Origin of the sequence: Vibrio sp. S/42/10 (genome assembly GCF_029890535.1) — a bacterium.
Classification (GTDB): Bacteria; Pseudomonadota; Gammaproteobacteria; order Enterobacterales; family Vibrionaceae; genus Vibrio; species Vibrio cyclitrophicus.
Map to the genome: position 1 here is coordinate 317,549 of NZ_JAKMZC010000003.1, position 26,657 is coordinate 344,205.

The 26,657-nt window shown below is 44.3% G+C and carries 27 protein-coding genes and 1 other RNA gene; 10 read left to right on the plus strand and 18 right to left on the minus strand.

From position 1 onward, the window contains the following. Positions 1–127: 127 nt before the first annotated feature. On the minus strand, positions 128–1,447 hold the full coding sequence (rlmD, locus tag L8S15_RS05445) for a 23S rRNA (uracil(1939)-C(5))-methyltransferase RlmD (protein ID WP_016768189.1): 1,320 nt from the start codon (positions 1,445–1,447) through the stop codon (positions 128–130). 165 nt (positions 1,448–1,612) lie between these two features. On the opposite strand from rlmD, the gene barA reads away from it, so the two are divergent. After that, positions 1,613–4,426 carry a two-component sensor histidine kinase BarA gene (barA, locus tag L8S15_RS05450; protein ID WP_010435772.1) on the plus strand — a complete coding sequence of 938 codons (2,814 nt, stop codon included), beginning with the start codon at positions 1,613–1,615 and terminating at the stop codon, positions 4,424–4,426. Positions 4,427–4,541: 115 nt separating this feature from the next. Here the strand turns inward: barA and acpS are convergent, their stop codons facing one another. The 11 genes from acpS to rpoE form a co-directional block, all read right to left on the minus strand. Next, complete coding sequence (gene acpS / locus L8S15_RS05455; protein WP_010435769.1) at positions 4,542–4,922, minus strand: holo-ACP synthase; 381 nt, start codon at positions 4,920–4,922, stop codon at positions 4,542–4,544. Positions 4,923–5,017: 95 nt separating this feature from the next. Further along, positions 5,018–5,755: a pyridoxine 5'-phosphate synthase gene (pdxJ, locus tag L8S15_RS05460; RefSeq protein ID WP_009847651.1), complete on the minus strand. Its 738-nt coding sequence runs from the start codon at positions 5,753–5,755 to the stop codon at positions 5,018–5,020. Further along, positions 5,752–6,480 carry a DNA repair protein RecO gene (gene recO, locus L8S15_RS05465; protein ID WP_010435765.1) on the minus strand — a complete coding sequence of 243 codons (729 nt, stop codon included), beginning with the start codon at positions 6,478–6,480 and terminating at the stop codon, positions 5,752–5,754. Before recO ends, pdxJ begins: the two co-directional genes overlap by 4 nt. A gap of 103 nt (positions 6,481–6,583) precedes the next feature. Further along, positions 6,584–7,555: a GTPase Era gene (gene era / locus L8S15_RS05470; protein WP_010435762.1), complete on the minus strand. Its 972-nt coding sequence runs from the start codon at positions 7,553–7,555 to the stop codon at positions 6,584–6,586. Then, positions 7,548–8,225: a ribonuclease III gene (gene rnc / locus L8S15_RS05475; protein WP_010435759.1), complete on the minus strand. Its 678-nt coding sequence runs from the start codon at positions 8,223–8,225 to the stop codon at positions 7,548–7,550. Before rnc ends, era begins: the two co-directional genes overlap by 8 nt. Before the next feature lie 26 nt (positions 8,226–8,251). Continuing rightward, complete coding sequence (gene lepB / locus L8S15_RS05480) at positions 8,252–9,148, minus strand: signal peptidase I (RefSeq protein ID WP_016790040.1); 897 nt, start codon at positions 9,146–9,148, stop codon at positions 8,252–8,254. A 97-nt stretch (positions 9,149–9,245) separates the two neighbouring features. Continuing rightward, complete coding sequence (gene lepA, locus L8S15_RS05485; RefSeq protein WP_010435753.1) at positions 9,246–11,039, minus strand: translation elongation factor 4; 1,794 nt, start codon at positions 11,037–11,039, stop codon at positions 9,246–9,248. A gap of 137 nt (positions 11,040–11,176) precedes the next feature. Further along, the gene (locus L8S15_RS05490; RefSeq protein WP_010435750.1) at positions 11,177–11,647 is read right to left on the minus strand and encodes a SoxR reducing system RseC family protein; all 471 of its coding nucleotides are present in this window, start codon (positions 11,645–11,647) and stop codon (positions 11,177–11,179) included. Next, positions 11,644–12,606, minus strand: coding sequence for a sigma-E factor regulatory protein RseB (gene rseB, locus L8S15_RS05495; protein ID WP_016790280.1), 963 nt, complete (start codon positions 12,604–12,606; stop codon positions 11,644–11,646). The genes L8S15_RS05490 and rseB overlap by 4 nt, the downstream gene beginning before the upstream one ends. Then, the gene (locus L8S15_RS05500) at positions 12,603–13,226 is read right to left on the minus strand and encodes a sigma-E factor negative regulatory protein (RefSeq protein ID WP_010435744.1); all 624 of its coding nucleotides are present in this window, start codon (positions 13,224–13,226) and stop codon (positions 12,603–12,605) included. Before L8S15_RS05500 ends, rseB begins: the two co-directional genes overlap by 4 nt. A 26-nt stretch (positions 13,227–13,252) precedes the next feature. Beyond that, positions 13,253–13,831, minus strand: a complete 579-nt coding sequence (gene rpoE, locus L8S15_RS05505) for an RNA polymerase sigma factor RpoE (RefSeq protein ID WP_008223963.1) — start codon at positions 13,829–13,831, stop codon at positions 13,253–13,255. 389 nt (positions 13,832–14,220) lie between these two features. Here rpoE and nadB point away from each other — a divergent pair, with 389 nt between their 5' ends. Beyond that, positions 14,221–15,837, plus strand: coding sequence for an L-aspartate oxidase (nadB, locus tag L8S15_RS05510; protein WP_010435737.1), 1,617 nt, complete (start codon positions 14,221–14,223; stop codon positions 15,835–15,837). An 82-nt stretch (positions 15,838–15,919) separates the two neighbouring features. Here the strand turns inward: nadB and L8S15_RS21835 are convergent, their stop codons facing one another. Beyond that, complete coding sequence (locus L8S15_RS21835; RefSeq protein ID WP_315897535.1) at positions 15,920–16,360, minus strand: protein YgfX; 441 nt, start codon at positions 16,358–16,360, stop codon at positions 15,920–15,922. Next, complete coding sequence (locus tag L8S15_RS05515) at positions 16,308–16,568, minus strand: succinate dehydrogenase assembly factor 2 (protein ID WP_004735374.1); 261 nt, start codon at positions 16,566–16,568, stop codon at positions 16,308–16,310. Before L8S15_RS05515 ends, L8S15_RS21835 begins: the two co-directional genes overlap by 53 nt. Before the next feature lie 167 nt (positions 16,569–16,735). Between L8S15_RS05515 and ygfZ the strand changes: the two genes are divergently transcribed. The 3 genes from ygfZ to L8S15_RS05530 all read left to right on the plus strand — a co-directional run bounded on the left by ygfZ (position 16,736) and on the right by L8S15_RS05530 (position 18,943). After that, a complete protein-coding gene (gene ygfZ, locus L8S15_RS05520; protein ID WP_010435735.1) occupies positions 16,736–17,707 on the plus strand; it encodes a tRNA-modifying protein YgfZ in 972 nt (323 codons plus the stop codon). Positions 17,708–17,711: 4 nt separating this feature from the next. Beyond that, positions 17,712–18,173 (plus strand): YbaK/EbsC family protein, encoded by a 462-nt coding sequence (locus tag L8S15_RS05525; RefSeq protein WP_016768186.1) that lies wholly within the window; start codon positions 17,712–17,714, stop codon positions 18,171–18,173. Positions 18,174–18,736: 563 nt separating this feature from the next. Further along, a complete protein-coding gene (locus L8S15_RS05530; RefSeq protein WP_010435728.1) occupies positions 18,737–18,943 on the plus strand; it encodes a DUF1107 domain-containing protein in 207 nt (68 codons plus the stop codon). Positions 18,944–19,063: 120 nt separating this feature from the next. Here the strand turns inward: L8S15_RS05530 and L8S15_RS05535 are convergent, their stop codons facing one another. Genes L8S15_RS05535 through L8S15_RS05545 form a run of 3 tightly spaced genes read right to left on the minus strand, consistent with a single transcriptional unit; the run spans position 19,064 to position 22,078 of the window. Next, positions 19,064–20,287 (minus strand): FAD-dependent 2-octaprenylphenol hydroxylase, encoded by a 1,224-nt coding sequence (locus tag L8S15_RS05535; protein WP_280572063.1) that lies wholly within the window; start codon positions 20,285–20,287, stop codon positions 19,064–19,066. A 12-nt stretch (positions 20,288–20,299) separates the two neighbouring features. Continuing rightward, on the minus strand, positions 20,300–21,478 hold the full coding sequence (gene ubiH / locus L8S15_RS05540) for a 2-octaprenyl-6-methoxyphenyl hydroxylase (RefSeq protein WP_010435721.1): 1,179 nt from the start codon (positions 21,476–21,478) through the stop codon (positions 20,300–20,302). 24 nt (positions 21,479–21,502) lie between these two features. Further along, a complete protein-coding gene (locus L8S15_RS05545) occupies positions 21,503–22,078 on the minus strand; it encodes a YecA family protein (protein ID WP_010435718.1) in 576 nt (191 codons plus the stop codon). A gap of 309 nt (positions 22,079–22,387) precedes the next feature. Here L8S15_RS05545 and zapA point away from each other — a divergent pair, with 309 nt between their 5' ends. The 5 genes from zapA (at position 22,388) to serA (ending at position 25,747) form a co-directional block, all read left to right on the plus strand. After that, on the plus strand, positions 22,388–22,696 hold the full coding sequence (zapA, locus tag L8S15_RS05550) for a cell division protein ZapA (protein ID WP_004735366.1): 309 nt from the start codon (positions 22,388–22,390) through the stop codon (positions 22,694–22,696). Between the two features lie 11 nt (positions 22,697–22,707). Further along, positions 22,708–22,891: non-coding RNA, 6S RNA (ssrS, locus tag L8S15_RS05555), on the plus strand. Positions 22,892–22,897: 6 nt separating this feature from the next. After that, a complete protein-coding gene (locus L8S15_RS05560; protein WP_171386965.1) occupies positions 22,898–23,497 on the plus strand; it encodes a 5-formyltetrahydrofolate cyclo-ligase in 600 nt (199 codons plus the stop codon). 102 nt (positions 23,498–23,599) lie between these two features. Next, complete coding sequence (rpiA, locus tag L8S15_RS05565) at positions 23,600–24,256, plus strand: ribose-5-phosphate isomerase RpiA (RefSeq protein WP_009847664.1); 657 nt, start codon at positions 23,600–23,602, stop codon at positions 24,254–24,256. Between the two features lie 261 nt (positions 24,257–24,517). Further along, the gene (serA, locus tag L8S15_RS05570; protein ID WP_280572064.1) at positions 24,518–25,747 is read left to right on the plus strand and encodes a phosphoglycerate dehydrogenase; all 1,230 of its coding nucleotides are present in this window, start codon (positions 24,518–24,520) and stop codon (positions 25,745–25,747) included. 119 nt (positions 25,748–25,866) lie between these two features. Here serA and L8S15_RS05575 read toward each other — a convergent pair whose 3' ends face one another. Next, positions 25,867–26,580: an oxidative stress defense protein gene (locus tag L8S15_RS05575; RefSeq protein ID WP_016798247.1), complete on the minus strand. Its 714-nt coding sequence runs from the start codon at positions 26,578–26,580 to the stop codon at positions 25,867–25,869. Between the last annotated feature and the right edge of the window lie 77 nt (positions 26,581–26,657).

The window sequence follows — 26,657 nt, forward strand, 5'->3', positions numbered from 1 at the left end:
CCTAGTTATTATGTTTTATACCCAATTCAATATGACTAACTGATTCCAAGTTAGTTCGACCATATTGATATCAGCGCAGGCTTTCCTGCACCTTTTTGATTCATTTTGAAGCCTTATTTATAGGCCTCTAAGCCTTGATAAAGAGAGCCATCGATTCTAGATGACTGGTGTGCGGGAACATGTCTAGCATACCCAATTTGGCCAATTGATAGCCTTGTTTTTCTAAGCTCTCAGAATCTCTAGCTAGAGTAGCAGGATTACACGAAACATAAACCACACGCTTCGCTCCTAGCGCTGAAATTTGATCAACGATCCCACTCGCTCCAGCACGGGCAGGGTCAAGCAATATTTTATCAAATTTCTCTTTTGCCCAAGGTTGTGAAGACAGCTCTTCTTCTAGGTTAGCTTGGTAGAAATCCGTATTGCTTAACTGGTTTAATGCTGCATTAGATGTGGCCTGTTGGACCATTTCATCTACACCTTCAACACCCACCACAAATGCCGATTGTTGCGCGATCGGTAAACTGAAGTTACCCAGGCCGCAGAACAGATCAAGCACTCGCTCATCGGCTTGAGGTTCTAGCCATTCAATCGCTTGAGCAACCATTTTCTGGTTCACTTTCTGGTTTACTTGAATAAAGTGGTTTGGTTCAAACGGTAACATTACGCCAGTTTCGCTATAAGAAGGCGTATCGCCAACTAAACGAATAAGCTTGTCCGTTTCTGGCATAGTATACAACGTAGCACCTTCAACTTTAGCGAGTGCAATCAATGCTTGCTCATCTTTCTCAACCAAAGGCTTAAGATGACGTAGCACCATAACAGGGCCAGTATCGCCCAAAACCAATTCAACGTGTCCTAAAGACGTAAGGTTGCTGAAAGTATTGAGTAAACTTTTCAGCTTTGGCAGCAATATATTAAGGTGAGGATCCAGTACAGCACAGTCGGTGATGTTTTCAATCTGCTTACTTTGTTTCTTACGGAAACCGAATTGAAGCTGCTGTGTCTTCTTGTCAACAAATAGGCTGATACGCGCGCGACGTCGATAACCGGTTTCATCACCTACAATCGGCTGAGTAACTTCAGTATTCGCCGTTTGATATTGGCTCATCAAATGCGTCAAAGATTGTGATTTATGCTCAACCTGAGAAGAGTAACCAAGATGTTGAAGGTGACAGCCACCACACTGATTAAAGTGCTTACAAAATGGCTTTAATCGCAGCTCACTCGGTTTAAGTAATTTGATGAGTTTTGCTCGCGAAAACTTACTTTTGCTCTCAGTAAGTTGAATAACCACCTGCTCACCTGGCAATGCGCCATCAATGAAAACGGGTTTATTCTTCTGATAAGCGATGCCAGCGCCATTGTGATCCATTCGTTCAACCAAAACCGATTGATGCTTGGTCTCGAGTTGAGTTTTCTTTTTTGGTTGGAAAAAACGTGCCATTGCTTGTGCCTAATGTATCTTTTAATAAGTAATTGGTATCCAGGACTCACTATTATGTCTTGGAATCATTGTCGAACGTCACGGCTTTGATTAAGCTTACCGTTCACTTAACCGCCATTGTGTGCGTTATTTTCCCATATCCAGACCTCGATGTAATTAAAGAACATGACCAGATATGGCTTAAGAGCCCGTGTAATTACCTTAACTCTAGCTCCAACCCTGATTATTGGGCTGCTATTGAGTGCATTTTTCTCATTTAACCGCTATCAAGACCTTGAGGGTCAAGTGGTTAATACTGGTACTAGCATCATTGAACCACTGGCGATTGCGAGTGAATCAGGCATGAAACTCGAAAGTCGAGAGTCTGTTCGTCAGTTGATTAGCTATGCGCATCGAAAAAATTCTAAACTGGTGCGCAGTATCGCGGTATTTGATGAACGCCATGAGCTGTTTGTAACCTCAAACTTCCACCCAGACTTCGAAAGCCTTACCTACCCTAAAGATAAACCGATTCCGCATTTAAGCTCATCGAACCTACTCGATAACACGCTGATTCTTCGGACGCCTATCATCGCTGAGGGTCAGTACATCAACTCAGCCAATGGGCAGTCTCAAGCCAACCAAGCGATCGGTTATATTGCGATAGAGTTAGACCTGTCATCACTGCGATTACAGCAGTATCAAGAGGTGTTCTCTGCTTTCTTGGTATTAATTCTTGGGCTTGGGCTCTCTGGTGTATTTGCTTTTCGCTTGATGCATGACGTAACGCAACCGATCACACACATGAAAAATATGGTCGACCGAATTCGTCGTGGTCATCTCGATGTGCGTATCGAAGGAAAAATGCATGGTGAGCTAGACTCATTGAAAAACGGTATCAACGCGATGGCGGTATCGCTATCAGAATACCACGTCGAAATGCAGCACAGTATCGACCAAGCGACCTCAGATCTACGTGAAACGCTGGAGCAGTTAGAAATTCAAAACGTTGAGTTAGACATCGCGAAAAAACGAGCTCAAGAAGCGGCGCGAGTTAAGTCTGAATTTTTAGCGAATATGTCTCACGAACTGAGAACGCCGCTGAACGGGGTGATTGGTTTTACTCGTCAGATGCTTAAGACGCACCTATCGAACAGTCAAACTGATTACCTGCAAACCATTGAACGATCAGCCAACAACCTGCTTAGCATCATCAACGATATCTTGGACTTCTCGAAACTTGAAGCCGGCAAACTGGCTCTAGAGAACATTCCATTTGAGTTCCAAGCTAGCCTTGAAGAGGTAGTGAACCTTCAAGCAACCAATGCTCATGAGAAAGGGCTAGAGCTGACGCTTAAGATCGATCCGAAAGTTCCACCAGGTGTGGTAGGAGACCCACTCCGAATCCAGCAAATTCTAACCAACCTAGTAGGTAACTCAATTAAATTCACTGAGCGTGGCAACATAGACATCAGTGTTGAACTACGCTCTCAAACCGAAGATAGCATTGAGCTACAGTTCATGGTTCGAGATACCGGCATTGGTATCTCTGAGCGCCAACAAGCTCAACTATTCCAAGCGTTCAGCCAAGCCGATGCAAGTATTTCTCGTCGTTATGGAGGTACTGGTTTAGGCCTAGTTATTACCCAAAAGCTGGTGAGCCAGATGGGAGGAGAGATAAGCTTAACCAGTCGCCTACACCAAGGTTCTACGTTCTGGTTTACGTTGAGACTTTCTTCTACCGATATGCCAATGACAGAGCTTATCGAAACACAGTGCCTACAAGACAAACAGCTCCTGCTGATCGAACCAAATATGCAAGCGGCATCGATCACTCAGCAGATCTTGACCCAAGAAGGCTTAGTGGTCACTTATCGTTCGGTGATGCCGGACGAGTCTACCTCGTATGACTACGTTCTACTCAACCTTGCTGCAAATCAAGAATACCAATTTGATACCGTAAGTGGTTGGGCTATTGGCGCTAAGAAGATCGCTCAAAATGTAATTATAGGAACACCAAGTACCGAACTCGCGCTGGGTGAGCAATTAATGAAAGAGGTCGATGTTCAGTGCATAACCAAACCTCTCTCTCGTAAAAAACTGTTGCAAACTCTCGTCTCTAATCAGGCGCCAACTTTGATTGCACCAGCGATTGAGACTCACTCGGAAGAGAAGTTGCCGCTCACGGTATTAGCGGTTGATGACAACCCAGCCAACCTTAAATTGATTACCGCGTTGCTAAAAGAACGTGTAGAAACGGTCATAAGTTGCACCAGTGGTCAGCAAGCGATCGACAAGGCAACAGAAACACACTTTGATATCGTCTTCATGGACATTCAAATGCCTCAAATGGACGGTGTAACCGCTTGTCAGAACATTAAGAAACTGGCTAATAATGCGAATACACCCGTGATAGCCGTGACAGCTCATGCCATGATTGGCGAACGTGATCGACTGCTTGCAGCAGGTATGGATGACTACCTCACCAAGCCAATTGAAGAGCACGTTTTACAACAGGTATTGATACATTGGAGTTCGACATCAGAGGTTGAGCACATTGAAAAAATAGATCCAGCGCATCCGGCGGTATCCACTGAAATAGACAGTAGCCAAATATCAGAAACAGAAGCGAACGAACATAAGAACATCATCATTGATTGGCAAGCAGCAATGAAACAAGCCGCCAACAAAGAAGATCTCGCACGCGATATGCTGAAGATGCTAGTGGACTTTATCCCTGAGGTTTATGAGGCCGCAGATAAGGCCATTGAAGACAGTGATTACCCAGTTGAACAGTTGATACACATAATCCATAAGATGCATGGCAGCAGTTCATACAGTGGTGTCCCAAGGCTAAAATCGGTTTGTGCGACGATAGAGAAAGAGTTACGTTCCGGCACTTCCGTTGAAGATATCGAGCCAGAACTTTTTGAACTTCAAGATGAATTAGATAAGGTTCAAGCAACCGCAATTCATTATTTGAAACCGGCCAAGAGATAACAGCGGTAGAATGGCTGAGCGCTCTAAATGTAGACCAATAAAAAGCAGAGCCTATGAGCTCTGCTTTTTTTTCTAATTCTGAATTCGAACTAGATTAAGATTAGCGGTAATTTGTTTATGATTCGAGTAAGACCGTTGCTACTGCATAATGCCGCTCATCGGAAATAGTCAGATGGATCGACTTGGTTCCACTTGCTTCCGCAATTTCACGCGCTTTTTTATGCAGACTCAATACGGGCTTGCCATGCTCATCATTAGAAACCTCAAAGTCGTGAAAGGTCACACCAAGCGCGATGCCGGTGCCTAACGCCTTAGATGCAGCTTCTTTTGCCGCAAAACGCTTCGCAAGATAACGCCCTTTCTGCTTGAGTTGCTGAAATACTTCAAACTCAGAATCCGTCAAAATTCGCTGTGCGAAAGCGTCACCACTTCTCGACAACGCCTTTTCGACACGTTCAATTTCTGCGATATCTGTACCTAGTCCAACAACAGCCATGTTTACCCTACTACCAAATTTCTATCGATTAACTTTAACTATTTTACTGATTAACCGCTTAACGCTTACGACTAAACTACTTACTCGTTAAAGAACTAAGCGTTGTTGCGTGCTGTCTCCATTACGGCTTTCATGTCTGCAACGGCTTTGTTTAAACCATCAAAGACTGCGCGTCCCATGATCGAGTGGCCAATGTTCAGCTCATAGATCTCTGGAAGTGCCGCAATCGGTGCTACGTTGTGGTAAGTCAGACCATGACCTGCATTAACTGTAATACCAAGATCATCAGCGTAGCTTGCGCCTGCTGCAATTTTTTTCAGTTCGTCTTGTTGGTCTTCTTCTGTTTTCGCGTCAGCATAGTGGCCAGTGTGCAGTTCAATGAACGGTGCGCCACACGCTTTTGCCGCATCGATTTGCTCACGGTCAGCATCGATAAACAGAGATACTTTGATACCAGCAGCCGACAGTTTCTCTGTCGCCGCTTTGATCTTTTCAAGCTGACCAACCACATCCAAGCCACCTTCAGTCGTCAGTTCTTCACGCTTTTCTGGAACCAGACAAACAAACTCAGGGTTAGTATCGAGTGCAATTTGAACCATCTCGTCCGTCACTGCCATCTCTAAATTCATACGAGTTTGAATAGTTTCAGCCAGAATACGTACATCGCGATCAACAATATGACGGCGATCTTCGCGCAAGTGAATGGTAATGCCATCTGCCCCCGCACGTTCAGCAATTTCAGCTGCGTGTACTGGATCTGGGTATTTAGTACCACGTGCATTACGCAGTGTTGCAATATGGTCGATATTAACGCCTAAAAGGATTGAGCTCATTTTCCAATACTCCGTGCTCTAGAGAGAGCTATTGTTGGCATAAATAGCTCTCTACTTTTTAATGGTTTGCCGCCAAGATACGGCTTTAAGGCTATGCGTGTAAAGCGTTTTGCCGCTTTTAACTGCTCTTTAGTGATAAACCTACGTTCGCTGATTGCGATAAGTTCATCGCCCATGAATGTCAGGTTATCTCTGCGTATCGAAGCGATGAAGCCTTTCTGTTCTCGATAGCGATAAGTCATACTAGGATCAATCGTTTCACCGGTGCCCGCGCAATGTAAAAAGTCGACGCCGTATCCCATAGCGGATAATAGAGCCAACTCAAAACGACGCAGCGCTGGCTCAGGGTTCTCATTATGAGCCAGTTCTGTTAAAGCATGAAGATAGTCGTGAAAAAGAGCAGGCATGGCGACTTCAGCCATCAATACTCGGCCGATTAACTCGTTCACATACATAGCTGAATACAGATTGATACCGGCGAGGGGAAGCCCTAAGCTAATAGGCTCAGCTTGGCGTAACGTTTTCATTGAACCATTGCCTGACCACTTAAGCAGTAGCGGCGTAAAAGGTTGCAATGCACCTTTCAAATTGGAACGCTTACTTCGAGCGCCTTTAGACATCAACGTCACCCGACCGAACTCTTCACTGAAGACATCCAGAATCAGGCTCGACTCACTGTATGGTCGACGGTGCAACACAAAGCATCGCTGTAACCCTTCGCTCAATCACTTACCCTTATTACAGATACAAAAAGAGAGAGTTCGCACTCTCTCTTGGATTTATATTTAGTTCAACTTTCTTATCGAAGAAAGTGATACTCAGCCTATATTATAGATCGTCGATGTAACCTAGTGAACGAAGTGCACGTTCATCATCAGCCCAACCAGATTTAACCTTGACCCAAGTCTCTAGGTAAACCTTACGACCGAATAGCTCTTCCATATCGATACGCGCTTCACGACCAATCGTCTTGATCTTCTCACCCGCTTTACCAATCACCATTTTCTTCTGACCAGTACGCTCAACAAGAATCAGTGCATTGATATGGAAACCATCGTTATCTGGGTTGTAATCAAAACGTTCGATTTCAACCGTCACCGAATAAGGTAGCTCATCACCTGTAAAGCGCATTAGCTTTTCACGGATGATTTCAGATGCCATAAAACGTTGCGAGCGATCAGTCACATACTCTTCAGGGAAGTGATGTGTCGCTTTCGGTAAATGCTCACGTACGTGCTTACGCAGTACATCAATGTTTTTACCTTGCTTCGCCGAAATAGGTACAACATCAACGAATTCCATCTTCTTAGAGACTTCCATCATGTGTTGCATTACATCTGTACGGTCTTGAACGTTATCTACTTTGTTAATACAAAGTACCACTGGGAAATCTGTTTTTCTCAGCTTATTCAATACCATTTCATCATCTTCAGTCCAATGTGTACCGTCAACAAGGAAGAATACTAGGTTCACATCACTCAGTGAGCTATTCGCCGCACGGTTCATCAAGCGGTTGATTGCACGCTTTTCTTCAATATGAAGTCCAGGAGTATCAACAAAAATCGCTTGGTAATCACCTTCAGTTTCTACGCCCATAATACGGTGACGTGTCGTCTGAGGTTTACGTGATGTAATAGAAATTTTCTGTCCCAGAATATGGTTCAGAAGCGTCGACTTACCTACGTTTGGGCGACCGACAATAGCGATGAAGCCACAGTGTTGGTTTTCCGGTAGGCCCGTTTTTTTGCTATCAGATGAAAAGAATGCATCGATATCGAAATCTTGGTTGTTATCAGACATTGCTTAGTTGCTCTAATGCTGTTTCAGCAGCCGCTTGTTCTGCCTTGCGGCGGCTAGTGCCTTTACCGATAACAGGTTTATCCACACCTGCCACTTCACACTCAACCGTAAACTCTTGGTTGTGTGCTTCACCTTTAATATTAGTCACTGTGTAGACAGGTAGAGGATTTCTTCGACCTTGCAAAAACTCTTGTAGACGAGTTTTCGGATCTTTTTGAGATACTCCAGGCTGAATAGCATCTAGGCGAGATTGGTACCAGCTTAAAATAATGCCGCGAACCACTTCGGTGTCACTATCTAAATAGACAGCACCGATGATCGCTTCGACAGCATCCGCTAGAATAGAATCGCGACGGAAACCGCCACTCTTCAACTCACCTGGACCTAATTTTAAGTAATCTCCTAGTTCGAATTCACGACCTAGTTCTGCCAATGTATGACCACGTACTAATGTTGCGCGCATGCGGCTCATATCACCTTCGTTTACCTTAGGAAAACGGTGGTAAAGATCATCAGCGATAACAAAACTTAAAATTGAATCGCCCAGAAACTCAAGACGTTCGTTATGTTTACCTGCGGCGCTGCGGTGAGTCAGCGCCAAGTGGATAAGATCGGCATCATTAAACTGATAGCCAATCTTTCTCTCTAGTTTATCAATTGGAGAATTCATGCTCTCTCGATGTGTTATGTGATCGATTAATGAATCCCACCGATGCGATTAAAACGCACACCAGTAGGAATCCATGTTGGAAGTATACTGTCTGAACCGCGTTCGAATTCGAAGCTGATCCAAATAGCAACAGCCTTACCAACAAGGTTTGCTTCAGGGACAAAGCCCCAGTAACGGCTATCGGCACTGTTGTCACGGTTATCACCCATCACAAAGTATTGGCCTTCTGGAACGACCCATTCATTAACACCATTGCGAGGCTGATATGCTTGCACACGATCACGACGTAATGGGTTAACTAAAATCTGGTGCTCTACGTCTCCAAGCTGTTCGTTCAGCTGAATCAGAGGCACACCATCTTGAATAAATTGACTTTCTTCAACGTTACTTAGTTTCACTGGTTCACAGCTACTTGTACCCTTCGCCTGAATACAGATCTCTTTACGACTGCTGTAGCGAATCGTATCACCTGGCATACCGACAACACGCTTAATGTAGTCAATGTTCGGCTGAGGTGGATACTTAAATACGATTGAGTCACCGCGTTCTGGTTTGCCTGTTTCTACCAATTGAGTTCGCCATACTGGGTCTTTCAGACCGTACGCGTACTTCTCTACCAAGATGAAATCACCAACCAAAAGGGTTGGCATCATCGAGCCAGAAGGGATTTGAAACGGTTCATAGATGAATGAACGCAAGATCAAAACAAATGCAATTACCGGGAAAATGGACACACTGTTCTCAACCCACCAAGGCTGAGCCGTAACTTTTGCGCTGATTTCAGCGTCTAGGCCATTCGATTGTGCTTCAACGTCAGCAAGCTTTTGCTGGCGCTTCTTCGCCCACACAAACTTTTCCAACGTCCATACAATGCCGGTTACTAGAGTTACGATCACTAAGATAAGCGAAAATGTGTTAGCCATTGATATCCCTTAAATTTCATTTCTTTAAAAATAACGAAAGTGAAAGAGTAGCGAGCTACTCTTTCACTTTCAATTATTCGTTTAATGCTGGATAAAGTTAGTCTTTTCCAACATGAAGGATTGCAAGGAAAGCTTCTTGAGGCAGTTCAACGTTACCGATCTGCTTCATACGCTTCTTACCTTCTTTTTGTTTCTTAAGAAGTTTCTTCTTACGACTGATATCACCACCATAACATTTTGCGATTACGTTCTTACGCAGTTGTTTCACTGTAGAACGAGCAATGATGTGGTTACCAATCGCTGCTTGAATCGCGATATCGAACATCTGACGAGGGATGAATTCTTTCATCTTCTCTACCAGTAGACGACCACGAGACTGGGCAATATCTTTATGCGTAATGATCGCTAATGCATCAACGGTTTCGCCATTCAGCAATACGTCGACACGTACCATGTTTGATGGCTCGTAGCGTTGGAAGTTGTAATCCAATGATGCGTAACCGCGAGACGTTGACTTCAGACGGTCGAAGAAGTCTAGAACGACTTCTGCCATAGGAAGATCATACGTCACAGCAACTTGGTTACCGTGGTAAACCATGTCGACTTGTACGCCACGCTTCTCAACACACAGTGTAATTACGTTACCTAGGTAATCAGAAGGTACCAGAATATTACAGCGTGCAATTGGTTCGCGAATTTCTTCTAGGTCATTAACTGCTGGCAGTTTAGCCGGGCTATCAACGTACAGAACCGTTTTATCTGTTTTTACAACTTCATATACTACTGTTGGTGCAGTCGTAATTAGGTCTAGGTCGTATTCACGCTCTAAACGCTCTTGAATGATCTCCATGTGAAGCATTCCTAAGAAGCCACAACGGAAACCAAAACCAAGTGCTGCTGAACTTTCTGGTTCGTAGAACAACGATGCATCGTTCAGGCTTAATTTGCCTAGCGCGTCACGGAAGTTCTCGTAGTCATCAGATGATACAGGGAATAGGCCTGCATATACCTGAGGTTTCACTTTTTGGAAACCAGGTAGACGTTCAGTGCTGCCGCCTTTAGCAAGCGTCAACGTATCACCAACCGGTGCACCTAGGATGTCTTTAATACCACAAACAACCCAACCTACTTCGCCAGTATTTAGCTCAGTGGTGTCGATTTGCTTAGGAGTAAAGATACCTAGACGATCAACACCCCAAACTTGGTCTGTCGACATAACTTTAATCTTGTCGTTCTTCTTCAGTTTACCGTTTTTAATACGAACCAAAGAAACAACACCAAGGTAATTATCGAACCAAGAGTCAATGATCAGTGCTTGTAACGGCGCTTCAGGATCACCTTCCGGTGGCGGGATTGCCGTCACGATGTTCTCTAAAACGTCGTCGACACCCAAACCTGTTTTCGCAGAACAGCGAGTCGCTTCCATCGCATCGATACCAACGATCTCTTCGATTTCTTCTGCAACACGTTCTGGTTCAGCTGCAGGTAAGTCAATCTTATTCAAGATTGGCACTACTTCCAGTTCCATTTCAATCGCGGTGTAACAGTTAGCTAGAGTCTGAGCTTCAACACCTTGGCCAGCATCCACTACAAGAAGTGCGCCTTCACAAGCTGCTAGAGAACGAGACACTTCGTAAGAAAAGTCTACGTGTCCAGGAGTGTCGATAAAGTTAAGTTGGTAAGTTTCACCATCTTTAGCTTTATAATCTAAAGTCACACTCTGCGCTTTAATTGTAATACCACGCTCGCGTTCTATATCCATAGAATCGAGGACTTGAGCTGCCATCTCACGTTCACTTAATCCTCCACAAACTTGGATTAAGCGGTCAGAAAGGGTCGACTTACCGTGGTCGATGTGGGCGATAATCGAAAAATTACGAATGTGCTTCATAGGCTTGGTGTGACTAAACTCTTTGAATAGGGATAATAAGAAAGCCGCGACACGTCCAATCTAGATTTAGCATTGGTGGCGGCATTTCAATCAAGTTGGCAGATTCTACCCAATTTAAGGGCAAGAAGCATCATAAATTAGACGAGAGACTCACCTAGAATTCGAATCAATACGACTTCTTGCTTGGATTTGTCTTCCATAGGTTTGGCCAACCGCTTCGCTAAGGCAATCCCACCAGCAGTAAACAGCGCTGCACTGAGTATGACTATCCCCTCGCCCCCTTGGAGCAAGGGTTGTAACAAGAGTTGTCCAAAACCAGCACCAATCATCAACATGAAAAGTGGGATGAGATAAACGATCGCAGCCGACTGAAGTAGGCTTTTTTCTGGAAAGCCAATTTCTACAATTTGTCCTGCTTTGACTAAACTTTTGGTTTTAAGCTGCCAAAACAAAGATTTATTGCCAACAGCCTTAGTCACAATACCCGTGCCGCAGCTTTTTTGAGAAGAGCAACTGCTACAACTAGTTTGTTGTTCACAGCTCAGCTGAACAAAATATTGCTTACCTGTTCGTTCGACCGAGCTAACGGTCGCTAACGCGGTCATCATTGCGTTGACACCTGTTTGTTGAACGTCACAGATTGAGCTACACGTTTGGCGGTTGCTGGCGGAATATCACCAACGACAGAGATTTCTTTATCGCCAATCACTAAGCTGTGTAAGGTTCTGCGCCCTTGGCGTACCAATTGCCCTTTCAATGAATGCTCATCTTTATCGGCGATATACACAGAAAAGCTAAACAACCCATCACTAAACAGCTGACTTTCGACCATTTTATCGGTCGCTGCCATTTGATAACGACTAAGCTCTTTTGACTTAAACCCTTCCGGAATCCAGGCAGCTTGCCAGTTAGTTTCGCTCACAAGACCTTCTGGCAGTGATAGAACCTTAGGTAACTGAGCTTGATTCAAGCCTCCCATAGCCTCGGCAATCTTGTCACTCACCACGAAAGAGATGGTGCGGTACTGTTCAAGCACTTCGCCATCACGGTCAAGAAGGTCTGCACGCAATGGAAGGCTCGTTTTTTCATCAACCCAAACCACGTAAGAGTAACGAAGGCCGTCTTTCGGCACGACACGTAGGACTTGAGTGGTGCTGCCCGCCTCACGAGAACGTCCAACTTTTACAAAGTCGTAGAACTGATTAAGAGATTCGATATCTCGATTAATCATTGGAATAACAGGTGCAACCATACTGCCAGACTGAATAGTAAAAGGCTCTGTTCCCGGTTCGATATAGCTAACTTCATTGCCACGTCGAATGACTTCACGAACAGGGCCACTCAGATAAACAAGGTGTGCAAGTTGTTGGTCGTCTTTAACTGCATGTCGATAAACCAGAGGTTCGATACTGCTCTTCTTTATCAATATGTAGGAGAGTTCGTAATTTAGATGCTGACTGGCCTCGTTCATTTGATGTAACAATGCCTTTGCAGTAGTTTCCTCTGCAAAGGCTGTTGGAGACATCAAGCTGAACAGTGTCAGTGCACTGACCAGGATTTTCTTCATTCAATGTCCGATTCTAGATGTGCATCTTGCATTGGCGATGCATCACTGTTTAATCTTAGTTGTAGCTCATAATCTTCTAGCATTGCATGAACGCGTTTACGCTGCTCTTGCAAGTTAGCTTCAGATGCAGGCTTTTCAACAGAGTCACGAGTCAAGCTTACTGGTTCAGCAGAGCCCGCAAATGGAATCGTTTGTAGCACAGGCAACTGTTCTGGTGCTGCTGGATCGCTACCACCATATTGCTGAACACCTAGAACAACGGCCAGAGAAACACACGCTGCCACGGCAACTTGTCCAAACTGTTGTAACCACGCAGGAAGCTGACGCTTCGCTTGCTGAGGTTTGGGCTGCTCTTCAATTGGAGTAACAGCCGGTTCTAAATTCACTTGGTGCAGATTCGACATTGAACCATGAGCAGGCTCATTATCAAGCGCTGCCGCAACACTGTTAGCAATGTTCCACTCTGGAGTTTCTGGCGCATCCCCACGCATAACATCACCAATTAAATGGTAACTCTGCCAGGTATCCATGCTTTCTTGATCAGATTCTAGGTCTACTATGAGAGCTTTATCGATCGTTTCACCATCCATGAGTGCCGAAAGCTTTTCTTTATCAGCCATTATTTTCACCATAATTATTACAAGTTCTAGCGTTGCAAAAGAGGCTTAATTTTCTTTTCCACCGCTTCACGAGCTCGGAAAATACGCGAACGTACGGTTCCTACAGGGCAATCCATTACTTCTGCAATCTCTTCGTAGCTCAAACCTTCAAGCTCACGTAACGTCATTGCAGTTTTTAAGTCTTCTGGTAACGCTTCAATCGCTCCAAAAACGACTTGTTTCAATTCTTTTGACAGCGTTAAGTTCTCAGGGTTCGATATTTCTTTTAAAGCGCTGCCTGTTTCGTAATATTCTGCATCTTCTGCATCTACATCTGTTGCTGGCGGCCTACGGCTTTGGGCAACAATATGATTTTTAGCGGTGTTCACGGCAATTCGGTACAGCCATGTATAGAAGGCACTCTCGCCACGAAAGTTAGGTATCGCGCGGTAAGCTTTAATAAAAGCTTCTTGTGCTACATCAGGTACATCACCGGAATTATTCACGTATCGAGAGATAAGATTACAAACTTTGTTTTGATACTTAACCACTAGTAAGTTAAATGCCTGCTTATCTCCACTCTGAACTCGCTCAATCAACACTTGATCGGTTAGCTGCTCGTTCATTCGAGCGGGTACTCCTATTGTTATAACCCTTACCTTCACAGATATGGGTACTAATTATGCGAAATGTAGTATTGACACCACCGTCTACAAGAGCACTATTGTGACTGAGCCAAATACCGAAAGTTCCAACTTTCTTAAAATTATTTGCCATTATTGTTTCACAATGTGATGTAATAAAAACAGCTATCCCTATAAATTTGGGGAAACTTGAGCAAAAGCAATGGTATTGAGCAATTAAATATTTCTAGATAGCTGTCTATATCTTGATTTTGCATAGCGTTTTAGGATGGCTCAAGGAAGATTATAACAGTCTTAGCGCATCTCCTAGAACAAGACAAAGTCAATTGAGAGTGGACAACTCGACTATAGCCCGGGATTGAATAAGTGTTATGAACGCAAACCGTGAACATCAGTGTGATGTATTAGTGGTAGGAAGTGGTGCGGCAGGCTTGTCATTAGCCTTACGTGTAGCTGAACATGCAAAAGTAATTGTATTGAGCAAAGGACCACGCAGCGAAGGATCGACGTATTACGCACAGGGTGGTATCGCCGCGGTGTTCGATGAGTCGGACAGTATTGAGTCTCACGTAGAAGATACTCAAATTGCTGGGGCTGGGTTATGTGAAGAAGATACCGTTCAATTCATTGCTGAAAATGCAAAAGAGTGTGTTCAGTGGCTGATTGATGGCGGCGTTCCATTTGATAAAGATGAGAACAGTACCGAAGGTCAACCGAAATACCACCTCACTCGTGAAGGTGGTCACAGCCACCGAAGAATTCTGCATGCGGCCGATGCCACTGGCATGGCGATGCAAACCTCACTACAAGATAACGTCAATAATCACCCAAACATCGAGATCTTCGAGCGCCACAATGCACTTGATTTGATCACTGAAGATAAAGTTGGTGGTTCAAAAGACAAGGTTATCGGTGCCTACATCTGGAACCGTAACCAAGAACACGTGGAAACCGTGCGCGCTAAATTTGTTGTACTAGCAACTGGTGGCGCTTCAAAGGTTTATCAATACACGTCTAACCCAGATGTTTCTTCAGGTGATGGTATTGCTATCGCTTGGCGCGCGGGTTGTCGAGTAGCAAACCTTGAATTCAACCAATTCCACCCAACTTGCTTGTTCCACCCAGAAGCACGTAACTTCTTGCTAACGGAAGCACTGCGTGGTGAAGGCGCTTACTTGCGTCGCCCAGATGGTTCTCGTTTCATGAAGGACTTCGATGAGCGCGGTGAACTGGCGCCTCGCGATGTAGTCGCTCGTGCGATTGACTTCGAAATGAAGCGCCTAGGTGCTGACTGCATGTATGTCGATATCAGCCACAAGCCTGAAGATTTCATCACAACGCACTTCCCAATGATCCACACTCGCTTGATGGACCTTGGTATCGACATGACCAAAGAGCCTATCCCGATAGTGCCTGCAGCGCACTACACTTGTGGTGGTGTCATGGTCAATAAGCAAGGTCAAACTGACCTAACCAATCTATATGCTATTGGTGAAGTGAGCTATACCGGCCTACACGGTGCGAACCGTATGGCTTCTAACTCACTGCTTGAATGTGTGGTTTACGCCTGGGCTGCAGCCAAAGACATCGTTGAAAACATCGATCAGTCTCAGCTTTGTGCTGAACTGCCAGCATGGGATGAAAGCCAAGTCACCAACAGTGATGAAGAAGTTATCATTCAACATAACTGGCACGAACTACGCCTGTTCATGTGGGATTACATGGGCATTGTTCGAACCGATAAACGACTAGAGCGAGCTTTACGTCGTATCCAAATGTTGCAACAAGAAACTCATGAGTACTACAGCTACTTTAAGGTTTCAAATAACCTGCTAGAGCTGCGTAACTTATTACAAGTTGCTGAACTGATGGTGCGTTGTGCGATGCAGCGTAAAGAGAGTCGCGGTTTACACTACACATTGGATTACCCTGAGCTTGCAAAAGACAGTGGCCCAACGATTCTGACGCCAGAGAAAAACCAGTCATAATCATTATTTAAAAGCGACTAGTGAATCAATTATTTAACTAAACGCAATCAAACGAAAAGGAGCCTAGTGCTCCTTTTTCTTTTTATCGAGTGTTCTCATTAACCTCATGCGGTCGTTGTAAGTTCGTCAGAAAATGGCGATATTCACGTTCGCAACAGCTATCACGCCAAAGCAGTACCGAGTGCCCACATTCAAATTTTAACTTAACGAAAAACTGTGCCCAGGTCTTATCGACTGACTTTAATTTGTAGGATTGATCATTCAGGCGAATCTCACCATCTTCTTTGTAATCAAAGTATCCATGTGCGGTATTAAGGATCACATGATCGGATCTAAACAAGCTGAAAATTAGAGATAAACAATAGAGAGCGACAACGAGCGGAATAGAAGATAGGACAATGAAAAACAAAAGGCACCCAAAAATAGTGCCTTTTGCAAATAATGCGAAATACGAAGGGTTAAGCTGAAGCTTAACGAACCTTGCTGAGGTTGTGTGCGACAATTTTATCAACCATTGATGCATGGCCTAGGTTTTCACTGCGTCCGTGTCCCATCACCCAAGTAAACAAATCTGGGTCATCACACTCAAGTAGAGAAACAAACTCACGCTGTTCCTGCTCTTGCAATGAATCAAAACACTCTTCAAAAAATGGCATGATGACAACATCAAGTTCTAACATGCCACGACGGCAACCCCATTTAATTCGTGCTTTCTGCTCTGCAGTGTACATTGGCTATCCTCACCTATAATTTTTCTTTCTCGGAGTGTAACAAGTCATACGCTCTGCAACTACTATGTGAGTCACAGTCCCTATCTAAGCTCACAAAAAAACCTAGGCTGACAAAGAAACAGAACCGGATTAACATAGAGCCAAATAAAATTCTTAGGAAAGATAAAATGGATTGGAAAAACACATTTCAGCCGCTCGCTCATACGCAAAATGAATCGCTTCCAGAGCTGATGATGACACACGTGTCGGATTGGAGCGCAATTACCATGATAGGCGATGACAAAAAATCATACCTACAAGGTCAAGTTACGTGCGATGTCGTCACTCTTCCTAATGATGAATCTACATTAGGTGCACATTGTGATGCGAAAGGAAAGGTATGGAGTATCTTTCGTTTGTTCCACCACAACGGTGGCTACGCACTCATGCAGCCTAAGTCTGCGATTGAAGTCGAATTAGTTGAAATCAAGAAATACGCCGTATTCTCTAAGGTTGATATCGAGCAAACGTCTGACGTTGTTATCGGTGTGATGGGTGCGTCTGCTAATCAATACATTGATTCTATTTCAGAAAGCCAAGGTAATGTACGTGCTATCTCTGGTGGTACGGCTGTTCTAGTATCAGATAACCGCTGGGCTCTACTTGTTACAGAAGAAGCCGCTGAAGCCTTGGTATCAAACAGCGCTGCGGAGAAAGTATCAGAAGCGCTATGGCAGTATCATGAAATTCTTGATGCTCAGCCTAACCTATCGAAAGCAGAGCAAAACGAACACATTCCTCAAGCACTTAACCTGCAAGCGATTGGCGGTATCAGCTTTTCAAAAGGCTGCTACACAGGTCAAGAAACGGTTGCTCGTGCTAAGTATCGTGGCATGAACAAGCGTGAAATGCGCATTGTTTCAGGAACGACTTCAGATGTACTGTCTCTTGAGAATACGATTGAACTAGAACGCAGCGTGGGTGAAAACTGGCGTGGTGCAGGTCGACTATTAAACGTGTATCAATTTGCTGATAACTACGCGATTGGTTTGATGGTGCTACCAAACAACCTTGATGACGATGTTCAGCTTCGATTGACAGCACAACCTGACCAAGTGTGGAACATTCTGCCACTGCCTTACAGCCTTGACGAAGAGTGACCACGTGGAAACACTGATAACACAATGGTTAGATCAACAGCAGGTGGACTATCGCCTGCTGATGCAAAGCAAACCAACCACCAGCATTGAAGAGACAGCGCAAGAACGAAGCATCGATGCCTCTCAAATGGTCAAGTGCATCCTGCTCAAGGATATGGGAAACCAGTATGCGTTAGCTTGTATTGCTGGTGATCGCTCTATCGACCCGAAGAAAGTACGCTCGGTACTGAATTGCCGTCGAATGACCTGCGTATCACTGAAAGATGTTGAAGCCATCACCGGCTTTAAAGCTGGATGTGTCGGGCCGATTGCTCTGAAGAGACACATGCCGATCATTTTTGATCCTTCCATTCAAAAAAACTCGACCGTTACTATTAGCTCCGGTGACCGAATGGCTGGAGTTGCGCTGAATCCCAATGATCTAATGGCACTTTGTGCACCAATCGTTGCAGACATCAGTCGATGATCTTTTCGATCGCGCCTTCGCTCTCAAACTTAACTACAACTTTGCATTGAGTACATTTTTAGTGTGAAGTTTGTCATAAGAAGAGCACTGTAGTAGTAAATATTTAATCAAAATAAAAGCATAAGTAGTCACAGGGGTGAATTTGCGTTATTGTGGGTTTACTGACTCGCCTTAAGGCAAATCAGTACAAGTGAATCCACTGAGTAACATCAGTATCCACTTTTGTGTAATGCATCTGTGACTATTCGCCCGTTTTAGACGGGCTTTTTTTATACTTAAAATTTACAATTTGATTACACAAACAAAAAAATCCCGCCTATTCTTATACTTGTAACATTACCACTGCTTAATACCGGACAGGAAAGTTCACAGCAGTTCACTACTCAGTATTATTTTGGGGAGGAGCTCACGTAAAAATAGATATTTACTGAAGAAAGTGCCTAGAGCAGCACAAATATCTAATTCACGTTAACTCTACTGCATATAACTCCATACTTGTCACACTTATTATCTCGGAGTTTTTCTATAATATGCAGGCTAGGTAAATATAAGGATAATTTAGAATGAGACTGTTTAAGCGCTATACACCGGGTATGATTGCTAAACATGTAAGTCGACTTTTCAAAGGACGAATCTACATTTACGGCGTAGGAAAATTTGAGTTTGATAACGGTAAACTAGTGCTGCCAGATCGAGCAGAAAAACGTCACTTTCAAACTGTGAAAGAGATAAATAGTGAAATTATGAAACTGCGCTGCGCATACGCATGATCTGATTACCTAAAGAATTAAAAACAAAAAGGGTTGGCATTATGCCAACCCTTTTTTCGTGTTTGTGATGCAATGACTAAAATCTTCTATTTGCTATCAACAATGACTCGTCGTGCGCGACTATCGTTGCGATACGGGACGTTTGGCTAAATCAGGAAGATTACCTGATAAGCCAAGTGCCCGCTTCATGATTTCATCTTTCGCGCCAGGCAGTTGACCCGCTAGCTTCATACCGATGCCACGAATCAACTTCTTGGCTGGATTATCGCCTTCAAACAGATCTTTAAAGCCCTGCATTGAAGCAATCATTTTCGCCGCCTCTGCTTTTCTCCAGCGCTCATAACCACGAAGATTGCGCTTGGTACCAATATCCTCACCAGCACCCCATAACGTTAATAGCTCTTGCGCTAAGCTTGCTGCGTCTAATAGGCCAAGGTTCACGCCTTGCCCTGCTAACGGGTGAATCGTATGAGCAGCATCACCCACCAAAGCAACACGATCTACAGCAAAGTCACGTGCATAACGCATGCGCAGAGGGAAGGCAAAACGATCACCAACCACTTCGCATAAGCCAAGTTTTGAGTCAAATTCAGCAGTCAGTTGCTTGTTAAAATCAGTATCTGACATTGATACAAGCTTCTCTGCACGATTAGGATCCGTTGACCAAACAATCGAGCTCATATGGCTTGGCTGCATTGGTAGGAATGCCAAAGGCCCTTGTGGTGTGAATATCTGACGAGCAACGCTGTGATGCGGCTCTGTGGTCTTGATATTCGCGACAATCGCACTGTGGCCGTAATCCCAATGTGTCAGAGGGATGTCTTGCTGCTTACGAACCCAAGAATTTGCACCGTCCGCTCCAACGACCAACTTGGCTGTCAGTGCTTGTCCATTATCTAATGTTAACCATGCTTCGCTTTCACCAATCGCCATCGTTTTGCAGATTGCAGGCATGTATAGGCTAACGTTGTCTTGCTTCTTAACCTGCTCAAGCAAAGCTAATTGGATCACACGGTTTTCAACAATGTGGCCAAGATTAGGCTGAGCCAAGCGCGTTGAATCAAACTCAATGCGAGCAAAGCTGTCTTGTTCCCATACTTCCATCGCTTGGTAAGGTGCAGCGCGCCTTTGTTCAATGCCTTGCCATGCGCTTAAATTACGAAGAATCAATTCGCTCGAACGACTCAGAGCCGAAACTCGAACATCAGGTAATTCACTAAGCCCTTCGCTAGGTGCCTTGCCTTCAATAACAGCAATTCTTAAGTCACTGTCTTTCAGTGCTGCAGCGAGTGCTAAACCAACCATGCCACCGCCAACAATGGCGATATCAACACTTTGCATCATTATTTTTCTACCTTATCTTTCTACTAGGCCAAGCGTATGACGCAAAAGTGGACCTTTAAGAGGTGGGAGGTTATCGATGACAGCTAACCCAAGATTTCGCCCAATACGAGCAGTCAAAAAATCGTTTGAAAACAGGTGGACTAGGCTTGATGTCAGCGTTATCGTGGTATCTCTGTCTTGTTCTCTACGCTTTCTAAAGTTAACAAGACCGGTATAACGACCCACGTCATCCAATTGAGAACACAGCTCTTCAGCTAATGAAGCGACGTCACGAATACCGAGGTTAAAACCTTGCCCGGCAATCGGGTGAAGAGTTTGAGCTGCATTACCTATAATCGCGAATCGATGAGAAATATTTTGTTGGCGGTGGCGAAGAATCAATGGGTAGTTAGCACGCTTGCCTACCTTCTTTAATCGGCCAAGTCGCCAACCAAAGTCATTCTGCAACTGCTCAAGAAATTCGTCATCGTTTAAAGCCATAACTTGATGTGCTTGTTCCGGTGACAAACACCAAACCAGCGACAAACGGTTGTCATTCATCGGTAATAGAGCGACGGGCCCATGATGAGTAAAACGCTCAAATGCTCGACCTTGATGGGGTTCACTCGCCACAATATTAGCAATCACAGCGACTTGCTCAAAGTCATGTTCACTCAATGGTATATTCAGTTGCTGGCAACAGGTTGAGATAGCACCATCAGCAGCAACCAATAATTTGGTTGTGACTGTCTTTCCACTTGTCAGTTCAATGGTAGTTAGTGCTTCATCACGTACCACGTTACTGACAGACTCAGGGCAAAGCATCGTAATTGTGGCTTCTGATTCAAGCTTTTGCTGATAGATTCGCCCCACATCCGCCAATTCAACCACATAGCCAAGTGCATCTACCGCAAGCTCTTCACTGTAGATATCTGTCATTCCGGCATGACTTCGATCCGATACGTGAATATCTTTAATCGGAGTCGCAACCGGAGCAATAGCTTGCCACAAGTGCAAAGAATCGAGGATCTGTACCGTGCCATAAGACAAAGCAATCGAACGAGAATCAAACCCTGGATGAGCTTGATGGTTAACCTGATAAGGCTCCACTACCGCAATCGACAAGGAACCTTGACTTAATTGGTTCAGAGCAAGAGCTAACGTAGCCCCTGCCATTGCACCACCAGCAATTACAACATCATACTGAGCCATCATAACCTCAAACCGACAAACGGATTAATGAATGGTTGGAGCCACATCTTCAGATGGGCGAGCACCGAATTCAGCATGAATTGTCAATGCACACGCTTTTACGTGCTCAATAACATGCTCTAGCAACTGTGCTTGCTCTTCTAGATCATCTTCTTCGTCGATACCGAGCTTTGCCATCTCTTCAAGATCAGCTAATGCTTCTTTAGTACCGTCAGACGCTTTGTTTAATTGAGCGCCAACCAGACCTAAACCAGAAATAAAGTGGTTAATCCAGTCAGAAACGCCATCCGCCAAATCAAACAAGCTTGCACTTGCATCTTCATCAGGCAGCAACATAGATAGTTCCATACCTGAACCTGTGATTTCACTGGTCGTTACTTTTAGTGTCGCTTCCGCTAATGTCAAAGCACGATCTGGCCATCCCATACCTTCGTTGGTGTAATCAAAGATAAGTGGTTGCCAGCTTTTATCTGTTAGGTTTAAGCCTCCGCTCAACATACCCGTTAATAAACCATGCATCTCAGCAGGGGTTACGGCTAGACTTGCCGATTGAAGTTCAGTCGCAACCGTTAGGTAGTCAGGTAAAGTAGTTTCGCTCATCAGATAGCTCGCTCAGTTATTCTTTATATCGATAGTTTAATCGTACCACTTCACCCCAATTCTGGTAAGCATCGATCCTGAGCAATTGAAGGATGACTGACTACCAATTGTTCAATTTGCTGAATTACTGTGTGCTCAAGCTCTCATTTACAAACAGTCACTCTGAAAAGCTTGAATCTTAATAGCGGTTTACCTATAGTTTCTCCCTCAGAGGAGATTGCTTCCTCATCGGTACTTGCACTTTTTCTTTTAAAAAAAATGATAAAGAGCAGCAGCCTTAAAAATAGCGCGTTAAAGAGTTCATCCATCATGAGTAATCAAGCGGTAGACGTTGAAATATTAGGAAAACTGACTCGAGTGAATTGTCCCCCAGGGCAAGAAGAGTCATTGATTGCAGCGGCGGCCGATCTTGATAATCGATTGAAAGAGATGGCTGAACGTACTAAGGTAACCAATGAAGTGAAGCTGCTAACGATTGCAGCTCTGAATATTTGCTACGAATTACAAACGAAGAAGTTTGAAGCAAATGACGAACAAAACGCACTGACCGAGCGAATGGAACAGCTCACGACATCACTTTCAGATGTTCTCAGTAAAGTTAAGCACGGACAGCAATAGCGTACACAAAATTTACCCTGGAGTGTTTGTCAGAGGATTCACGTCCCCGAGCCGATAAGCAATCCCTAAGGGTTAGTACTTGAGTGCTATTGAGCATGCTCGGCCTGACCGAGAAGCCTACGGTAATCATTGCTGATCCGCCTTGAACTCGCTGGTTCAAGGGCCATCTATTCTCAACGGCACTTTGGGGTATCCCTTCTTATGAAGACGCTCACACGCAGCGAATTTCGCAAACAGATCCGTATCAAACGCAATGCCTTATCTGGCGAACAACAAACTCAATCCGGTATCGACTTAGTAAAGCAATGTTCTCAACTCAATGAGATTCAGTCAGCTCAACATATTGCCCTCTATATCTCCATTGATGGCGAACTCGATACTCAGCCTTTAGTCGAATGGTTATGGGCGCAAGGTAAGCAAACTTATTTACCAGTATTACACCCCTTCTCTGCCGGACATATTCTGTTCCTGCACTACTCGCCAACCACACCCACTGTGTTGAATAAATACGGTATTGTCGAACCTCAGCTCAATAAATTGCTCGTTAAGCCGTGCCAACAACTAGACCTTATTCTTACGCCCCTTGTCGGCTTTGACTCCCATGGCCATCGCCTAGGTATGGGCGGCGGATATTACGATCGCACCTTGGCGAAGTGGTTCGAGACAGGGGAAGGCGCAACTCCCATTGGTTTAGCTCATGATTGCCAGCATGTTGATACCCTACCGATTGAAGAATGGGACATTCCGTTACCTAAAATCGTGACTCCGAGTAAAACTTGGCAATGGGAAAACAACCATTAAAGCGCTATAATCGCGCCGCAAACGTTAACCTCGATATATAAACGTTAACTTCAATACGCGAACGATTAATTCAAAGCGCAAGACCTTATTCAGGAGAATGGCATGACTCAAGATGAAATGAAAAAAGCAGCTGGCTGGGCAGCACTTCAATATGTTGAAGAAGGCAGCATTGTCGGCGTAGGTACTGGCTCTACAGTAAATCACTTCATCGACGCACTTGGCACAATGAAAGACAAAATCAAAGGTGCGGTTTCAAGCTCTGTAGCCTCTACTGAAAAATTAGAAGCACTAGAAATCAAAGTTTTTGAGTGCAACGACGTGTTCAAACTAGACATCTATGTCGACGGCGCAGATGAGATTAACGGTTCACGTGACATGATCAAAGGCGGCGGCGCTGCACTGACCCGTGAAAAAATCGTAGCAGCGATCTCTGATAAGTTTATTTGTATTGTTGACGGTACTAAAGCCGTTGATGTATTGGGTAAATTCCCACTGCCTGTTGAAGTTATCCCGATGGCACGTTCATACGTTGCACGTGAACTAGTAAAACTTGGTGGTGACCCAGTTTACCGCGAAGGCTGCACAACCGATAACGGCAATGTGATCTTAGATGTTTACGGCATGGCCATCGAAAATCCAAAACAACTGGAAGATATCATCAATGGTATCGCAGGTGTGGTGACGGTTGGTCTTTTTGCTCACCGTGGTGCTGATGTGGTAATCACTGGCACACCTGAAGGTGCAAAAATCGAAGAATAAATAATAGAAAATTGAGTTTTTCTGTTACTTCATTACATACGGTGCCCAAGGGCGCCGTTTTTTTTGCTTTCTGTCTGTAAAATTATGTCTTATTCCGTAATTTTCTTACCCAAAACATTTTTTTTTTGTTACTTTATTGTTCAGAAGACGCACAGGGAAAACGTTTGTCTCCTGACAAAGTGGTGAATTTGTTCCCCTTTCAGCCATTTTGTAGCACGTGCGCCGCATTTGCCCAACCTTTCCATTTTAAGGACGAGAACAATGGCCAAAGTTTCACTGGAAAAAGAAAAGATTAAAATTCTACTTCTGGAAGGTCTTCACCCTTCTTCTGTAGAAGTACTGCAAGCCGCTGGTTACACAAATATTGAGTACCATAAAGGCTCGCTACCTGAAGATGAACTTCTTGAAGCAGTTAAAGATGCTCATTTCATTGGTATCCGTTCTCGCACAAACATCTCCCAAGAAGTGATTGATGCCGCTGAAAAGCTAGTTGCAGTTGGTTGTTTCTGTATTGGTACTAACCAAGTCAATCTTCAAGCGGCAGCAAAACGCGGTATTCCTGTTTTCAATGCACCGTTCTCAAACACTCGAAGCGTGGCTGAGCTGGTTCTTGGCCAGGTTCTACTACTATTACGTGGTATTCCTGAAAAGAACGCACTTGCTCACCGCGGCATTTGGAAAAAGAGTGCCGATAACTCAAACGAAGCTCGTGGTAAGCGTCTCGGTATTATTGGTTACGGCCACATTGGTACTCAGCTGGGGATTATTGCGGAAAACCTTGGCATGCACGTTTACTTTTACGATATTGAAAACAAACTATCTCTAGGTAACGCAACTCAAGTCCATACCATGACTGAATTGCTGAATAAGTGTGACGTGATCTCTTTACACGTACCTGAAACCAATGAAACGAAGAACATGATGGGTAAAGAAGAGTTCGAGCGCATGAAGCCTGGCTCTATCTTTATCAATGCAGCACGCGGTACTGTAGTCGATATTCCGGCTCTGTGTGGCGCTCTAGATTCTGGTCACCTTTCAGGTGCAGCAATTGATGTATTCCCAACAGAACCAAAAACCAATGCCGACCCATTTGAGTCGCCATTGATGCAATTCGATAACGTGATTCTTACTCCTCATGTAGGTGGTTCAACACAAGAAGCACAAGAGAATATCGGTGTAGAAGTTGCAGGTAAGTTAGCTAAATACTCAGATAACGGTTCAACACTATCAAGCGTTAACTTCCCAGAGGTATCATTGCCACTGCATACAGGTACTTCTCGCCTACTTCACATTCACGAAAACCGCCCAGGAATCCTAACTCAAATTAATACCATCTTCGCTGAAGAAGGGATTAACATCGCAGGTCAGTACTTACAGACTGCAGCAGATATGGGTTATGTGGTTATTGATGTAGAAGCAAACCGTTCAGAAGAAGCACTACTTAAGTTGAAAGAAATTGAAGGCACAATCCGCGCTCGTTTACTTCACTAATCATCGAATTAGATCTTAAGTAACAACAAAAAGGCTCTCACAATGAGAGCCTTTTTAGTATTTAGTCTACCGTAGGTAAATAGATCATGATGATCTAACGACTCTTTGAAGTACGCTCACTACTCTTCTAGTTGGTAGATCACATTCACTCGGTCACGAATGGTGATCGTCGAATCTTCATAAGAATTCGACTCGGTTCTTGCATCCATCGCCATTGAACGCATCAATACAGGCTGAGAAGATTGTGCGTTGTAATCTACGCGCCAAACATCACCTAACTCTCGTTCAAAACCGCTCGCTAATGATTTGGCTTTTGATCTTGCATCTTTGATTGCTTCTAAACGCGCTTGCTCTTGATACTTAGCTTGGTCACGAACTTGAAGCTGGATGTTATCGATCTGGTTAATGCCCTGCCCAATAGCAATATCCATATACTCATTGAGATTTGCTAACTCATTCACTTGAACTGTCACATTACGTGAAGCTCTATAGCCCACCAATTCAGGCTTACCATCTTTAGGGTAATGGTACTGAGGCGATAAATAGAGGTTCGAGCTGTGCACACTCGCCTCATCTACACCAGCTTGATGCAGCTTGTTAAGAAAACCAGTCACCACTTTATCAACGGTATTTTTAGCCTGTTCAGCAGTCATCGTCGATTCTACGACTCTCACGGAAAATGTCGCCATATCTGGTGTTGCGATCACTTCACCGTAGCCCGTCGTTGAGATATGCGGAAAAGATGGTGAGTTAGCCAATGATGGAAAACTCACAGTACTCAACGCAGCAGTAAGAGTAAGAGACGTTGCTAACATCTTTGGTACAAACTTCATTAGGTAGACCTATGCTGAACAAATGTTCTTTTATCATAGAGCAATTTGTCACATAACCAATCCCACGGCAGGACTTC

What these genes read in the sequence shown, in the direction of transcription:
- rlmD (WP_016768189.1), bottom strand. Translation starts at nt 1,447, where the DNA reads ATGGCACGTTTTTTCCAACCAAAAAAGAAAACTCAACTCGAGACCAAG.
- barA (WP_010435772.1), top strand. Translation starts at nt 1,613, where the DNA reads ATGACCAGATATGGCTTAAGAGCCCGTGTAATTACCTTAACTCTAGCT.
- acpS (WP_010435769.1), bottom strand. Translation starts at nt 4,922, where the DNA reads ATGGCTGTTGTTGGACTAGGTACAGATATCGCAGAAATTGAACGTGTC.
- pdxJ (WP_009847651.1), bottom strand. Translation starts at nt 5,755, where the DNA reads ATGAGCTCAATCCTTTTAGGCGTTAATATCGACCATATTGCAACACTG.
- era (WP_010435762.1), bottom strand. Translation starts at nt 7,555, where the DNA reads ATGTCTGATAACAACCAAGATTTCGATATCGATGCATTCTTTTCATCT.
- rnc (WP_010435759.1), bottom strand. Translation starts at nt 8,225, where the DNA reads ATGAATTCTCCAATTGATAAACTAGAGAGAAAGATTGGCTATCAGTTT.
- lepB (WP_016790040.1), bottom strand. Translation starts at nt 9,148, where the DNA reads ATGGCTAACACATTTTCGCTTATCTTAGTGATCGTAACTCTAGTAACC.
- lepA (WP_010435753.1), bottom strand. Translation starts at nt 11,039, where the DNA reads ATGAAGCACATTCGTAATTTTTCGATTATCGCCCACATCGACCACGGT.
- L8S15_RS05490 (WP_010435750.1), bottom strand. Translation starts at nt 11,647, where the DNA reads ATGATGACCGCGTTAGCGACCGTTAGCTCGGTCGAACGAACAGGTAAG.
- rseB (WP_016790280.1), bottom strand. Translation starts at nt 12,606, where the DNA reads ATGAAGAAAATCCTGGTCAGTGCACTGACACTGTTCAGCTTGATGTCT.
- L8S15_RS05500 (WP_010435744.1), bottom strand. Translation starts at nt 13,226, where the DNA reads ATGGCTGATAAAGAAAAGCTTTCGGCACTCATGGATGGTGAAACGATC.
- rpoE (WP_008223963.1), bottom strand. Translation starts at nt 13,831, where the DNA reads ATGAACGAGCAGCTAACCGATCAAGTGTTGATTGAGCGAGTTCAGAGT.
- nadB (WP_010435737.1), top strand. Translation starts at nt 14,221, where the DNA reads ATGAACGCAAACCGTGAACATCAGTGTGATGTATTAGTGGTAGGAAGT.
- L8S15_RS21835 (WP_315897535.1), bottom strand. Translation starts at nt 16,360, where the DNA reads ATGCATCAATGGTTGATAAAATTGTCGCACACAACCTCAGCAAGGTTC.
- L8S15_RS05515 (WP_004735374.1), bottom strand. Translation starts at nt 16,568, where the DNA reads ATGTACACTGCAGAGCAGAAAGCACGAATTAAATGGGGTTGCCGTCGT.
- ygfZ (WP_010435735.1), top strand. Translation starts at nt 16,736, where the DNA reads ATGGATTGGAAAAACACATTTCAGCCGCTCGCTCATACGCAAAATGAA.
- L8S15_RS05530 (WP_010435728.1), top strand. Translation starts at nt 18,737, where the DNA reads ATGAGACTGTTTAAGCGCTATACACCGGGTATGATTGCTAAACATGTA.
- L8S15_RS05535 (WP_280572063.1), bottom strand. Translation starts at nt 20,287, where the DNA reads ATGATGCAAAGTGTTGATATCGCCATTGTTGGCGGTGGCATGGTTGGT.
- ubiH (WP_010435721.1), bottom strand. Translation starts at nt 21,478, where the DNA reads ATGGCTCAGTATGATGTTGTAATTGCTGGTGGTGCAATGGCAGGGGCT.
- L8S15_RS05545 (WP_010435718.1), bottom strand. Translation starts at nt 22,078, where the DNA reads ATGAGCGAAACTACTTTACCTGACTACCTAACGGTTGCGACTGAACTT.
- zapA (WP_004735366.1), top strand. Translation starts at nt 22,388, where the DNA reads ATGAGTAATCAAGCGGTAGACGTTGAAATATTAGGAAAACTGACTCGA.
- L8S15_RS05560 (WP_171386965.1), top strand. Translation starts at nt 22,898, where the DNA reads ATGAAGACGCTCACACGCAGCGAATTTCGCAAACAGATCCGTATCAAA.
- rpiA (WP_009847664.1), top strand. Translation starts at nt 23,600, where the DNA reads ATGACTCAAGATGAAATGAAAAAAGCAGCTGGCTGGGCAGCACTTCAA.
- serA (WP_280572064.1), top strand. Translation starts at nt 24,518, where the DNA reads ATGGCCAAAGTTTCACTGGAAAAAGAAAAGATTAAAATTCTACTTCTG.
- L8S15_RS05575 (WP_016798247.1), bottom strand. Translation starts at nt 26,580, where the DNA reads ATGAAGTTTGTACCAAAGATGTTAGCAACGTCTCTTACTCTTACTGCT.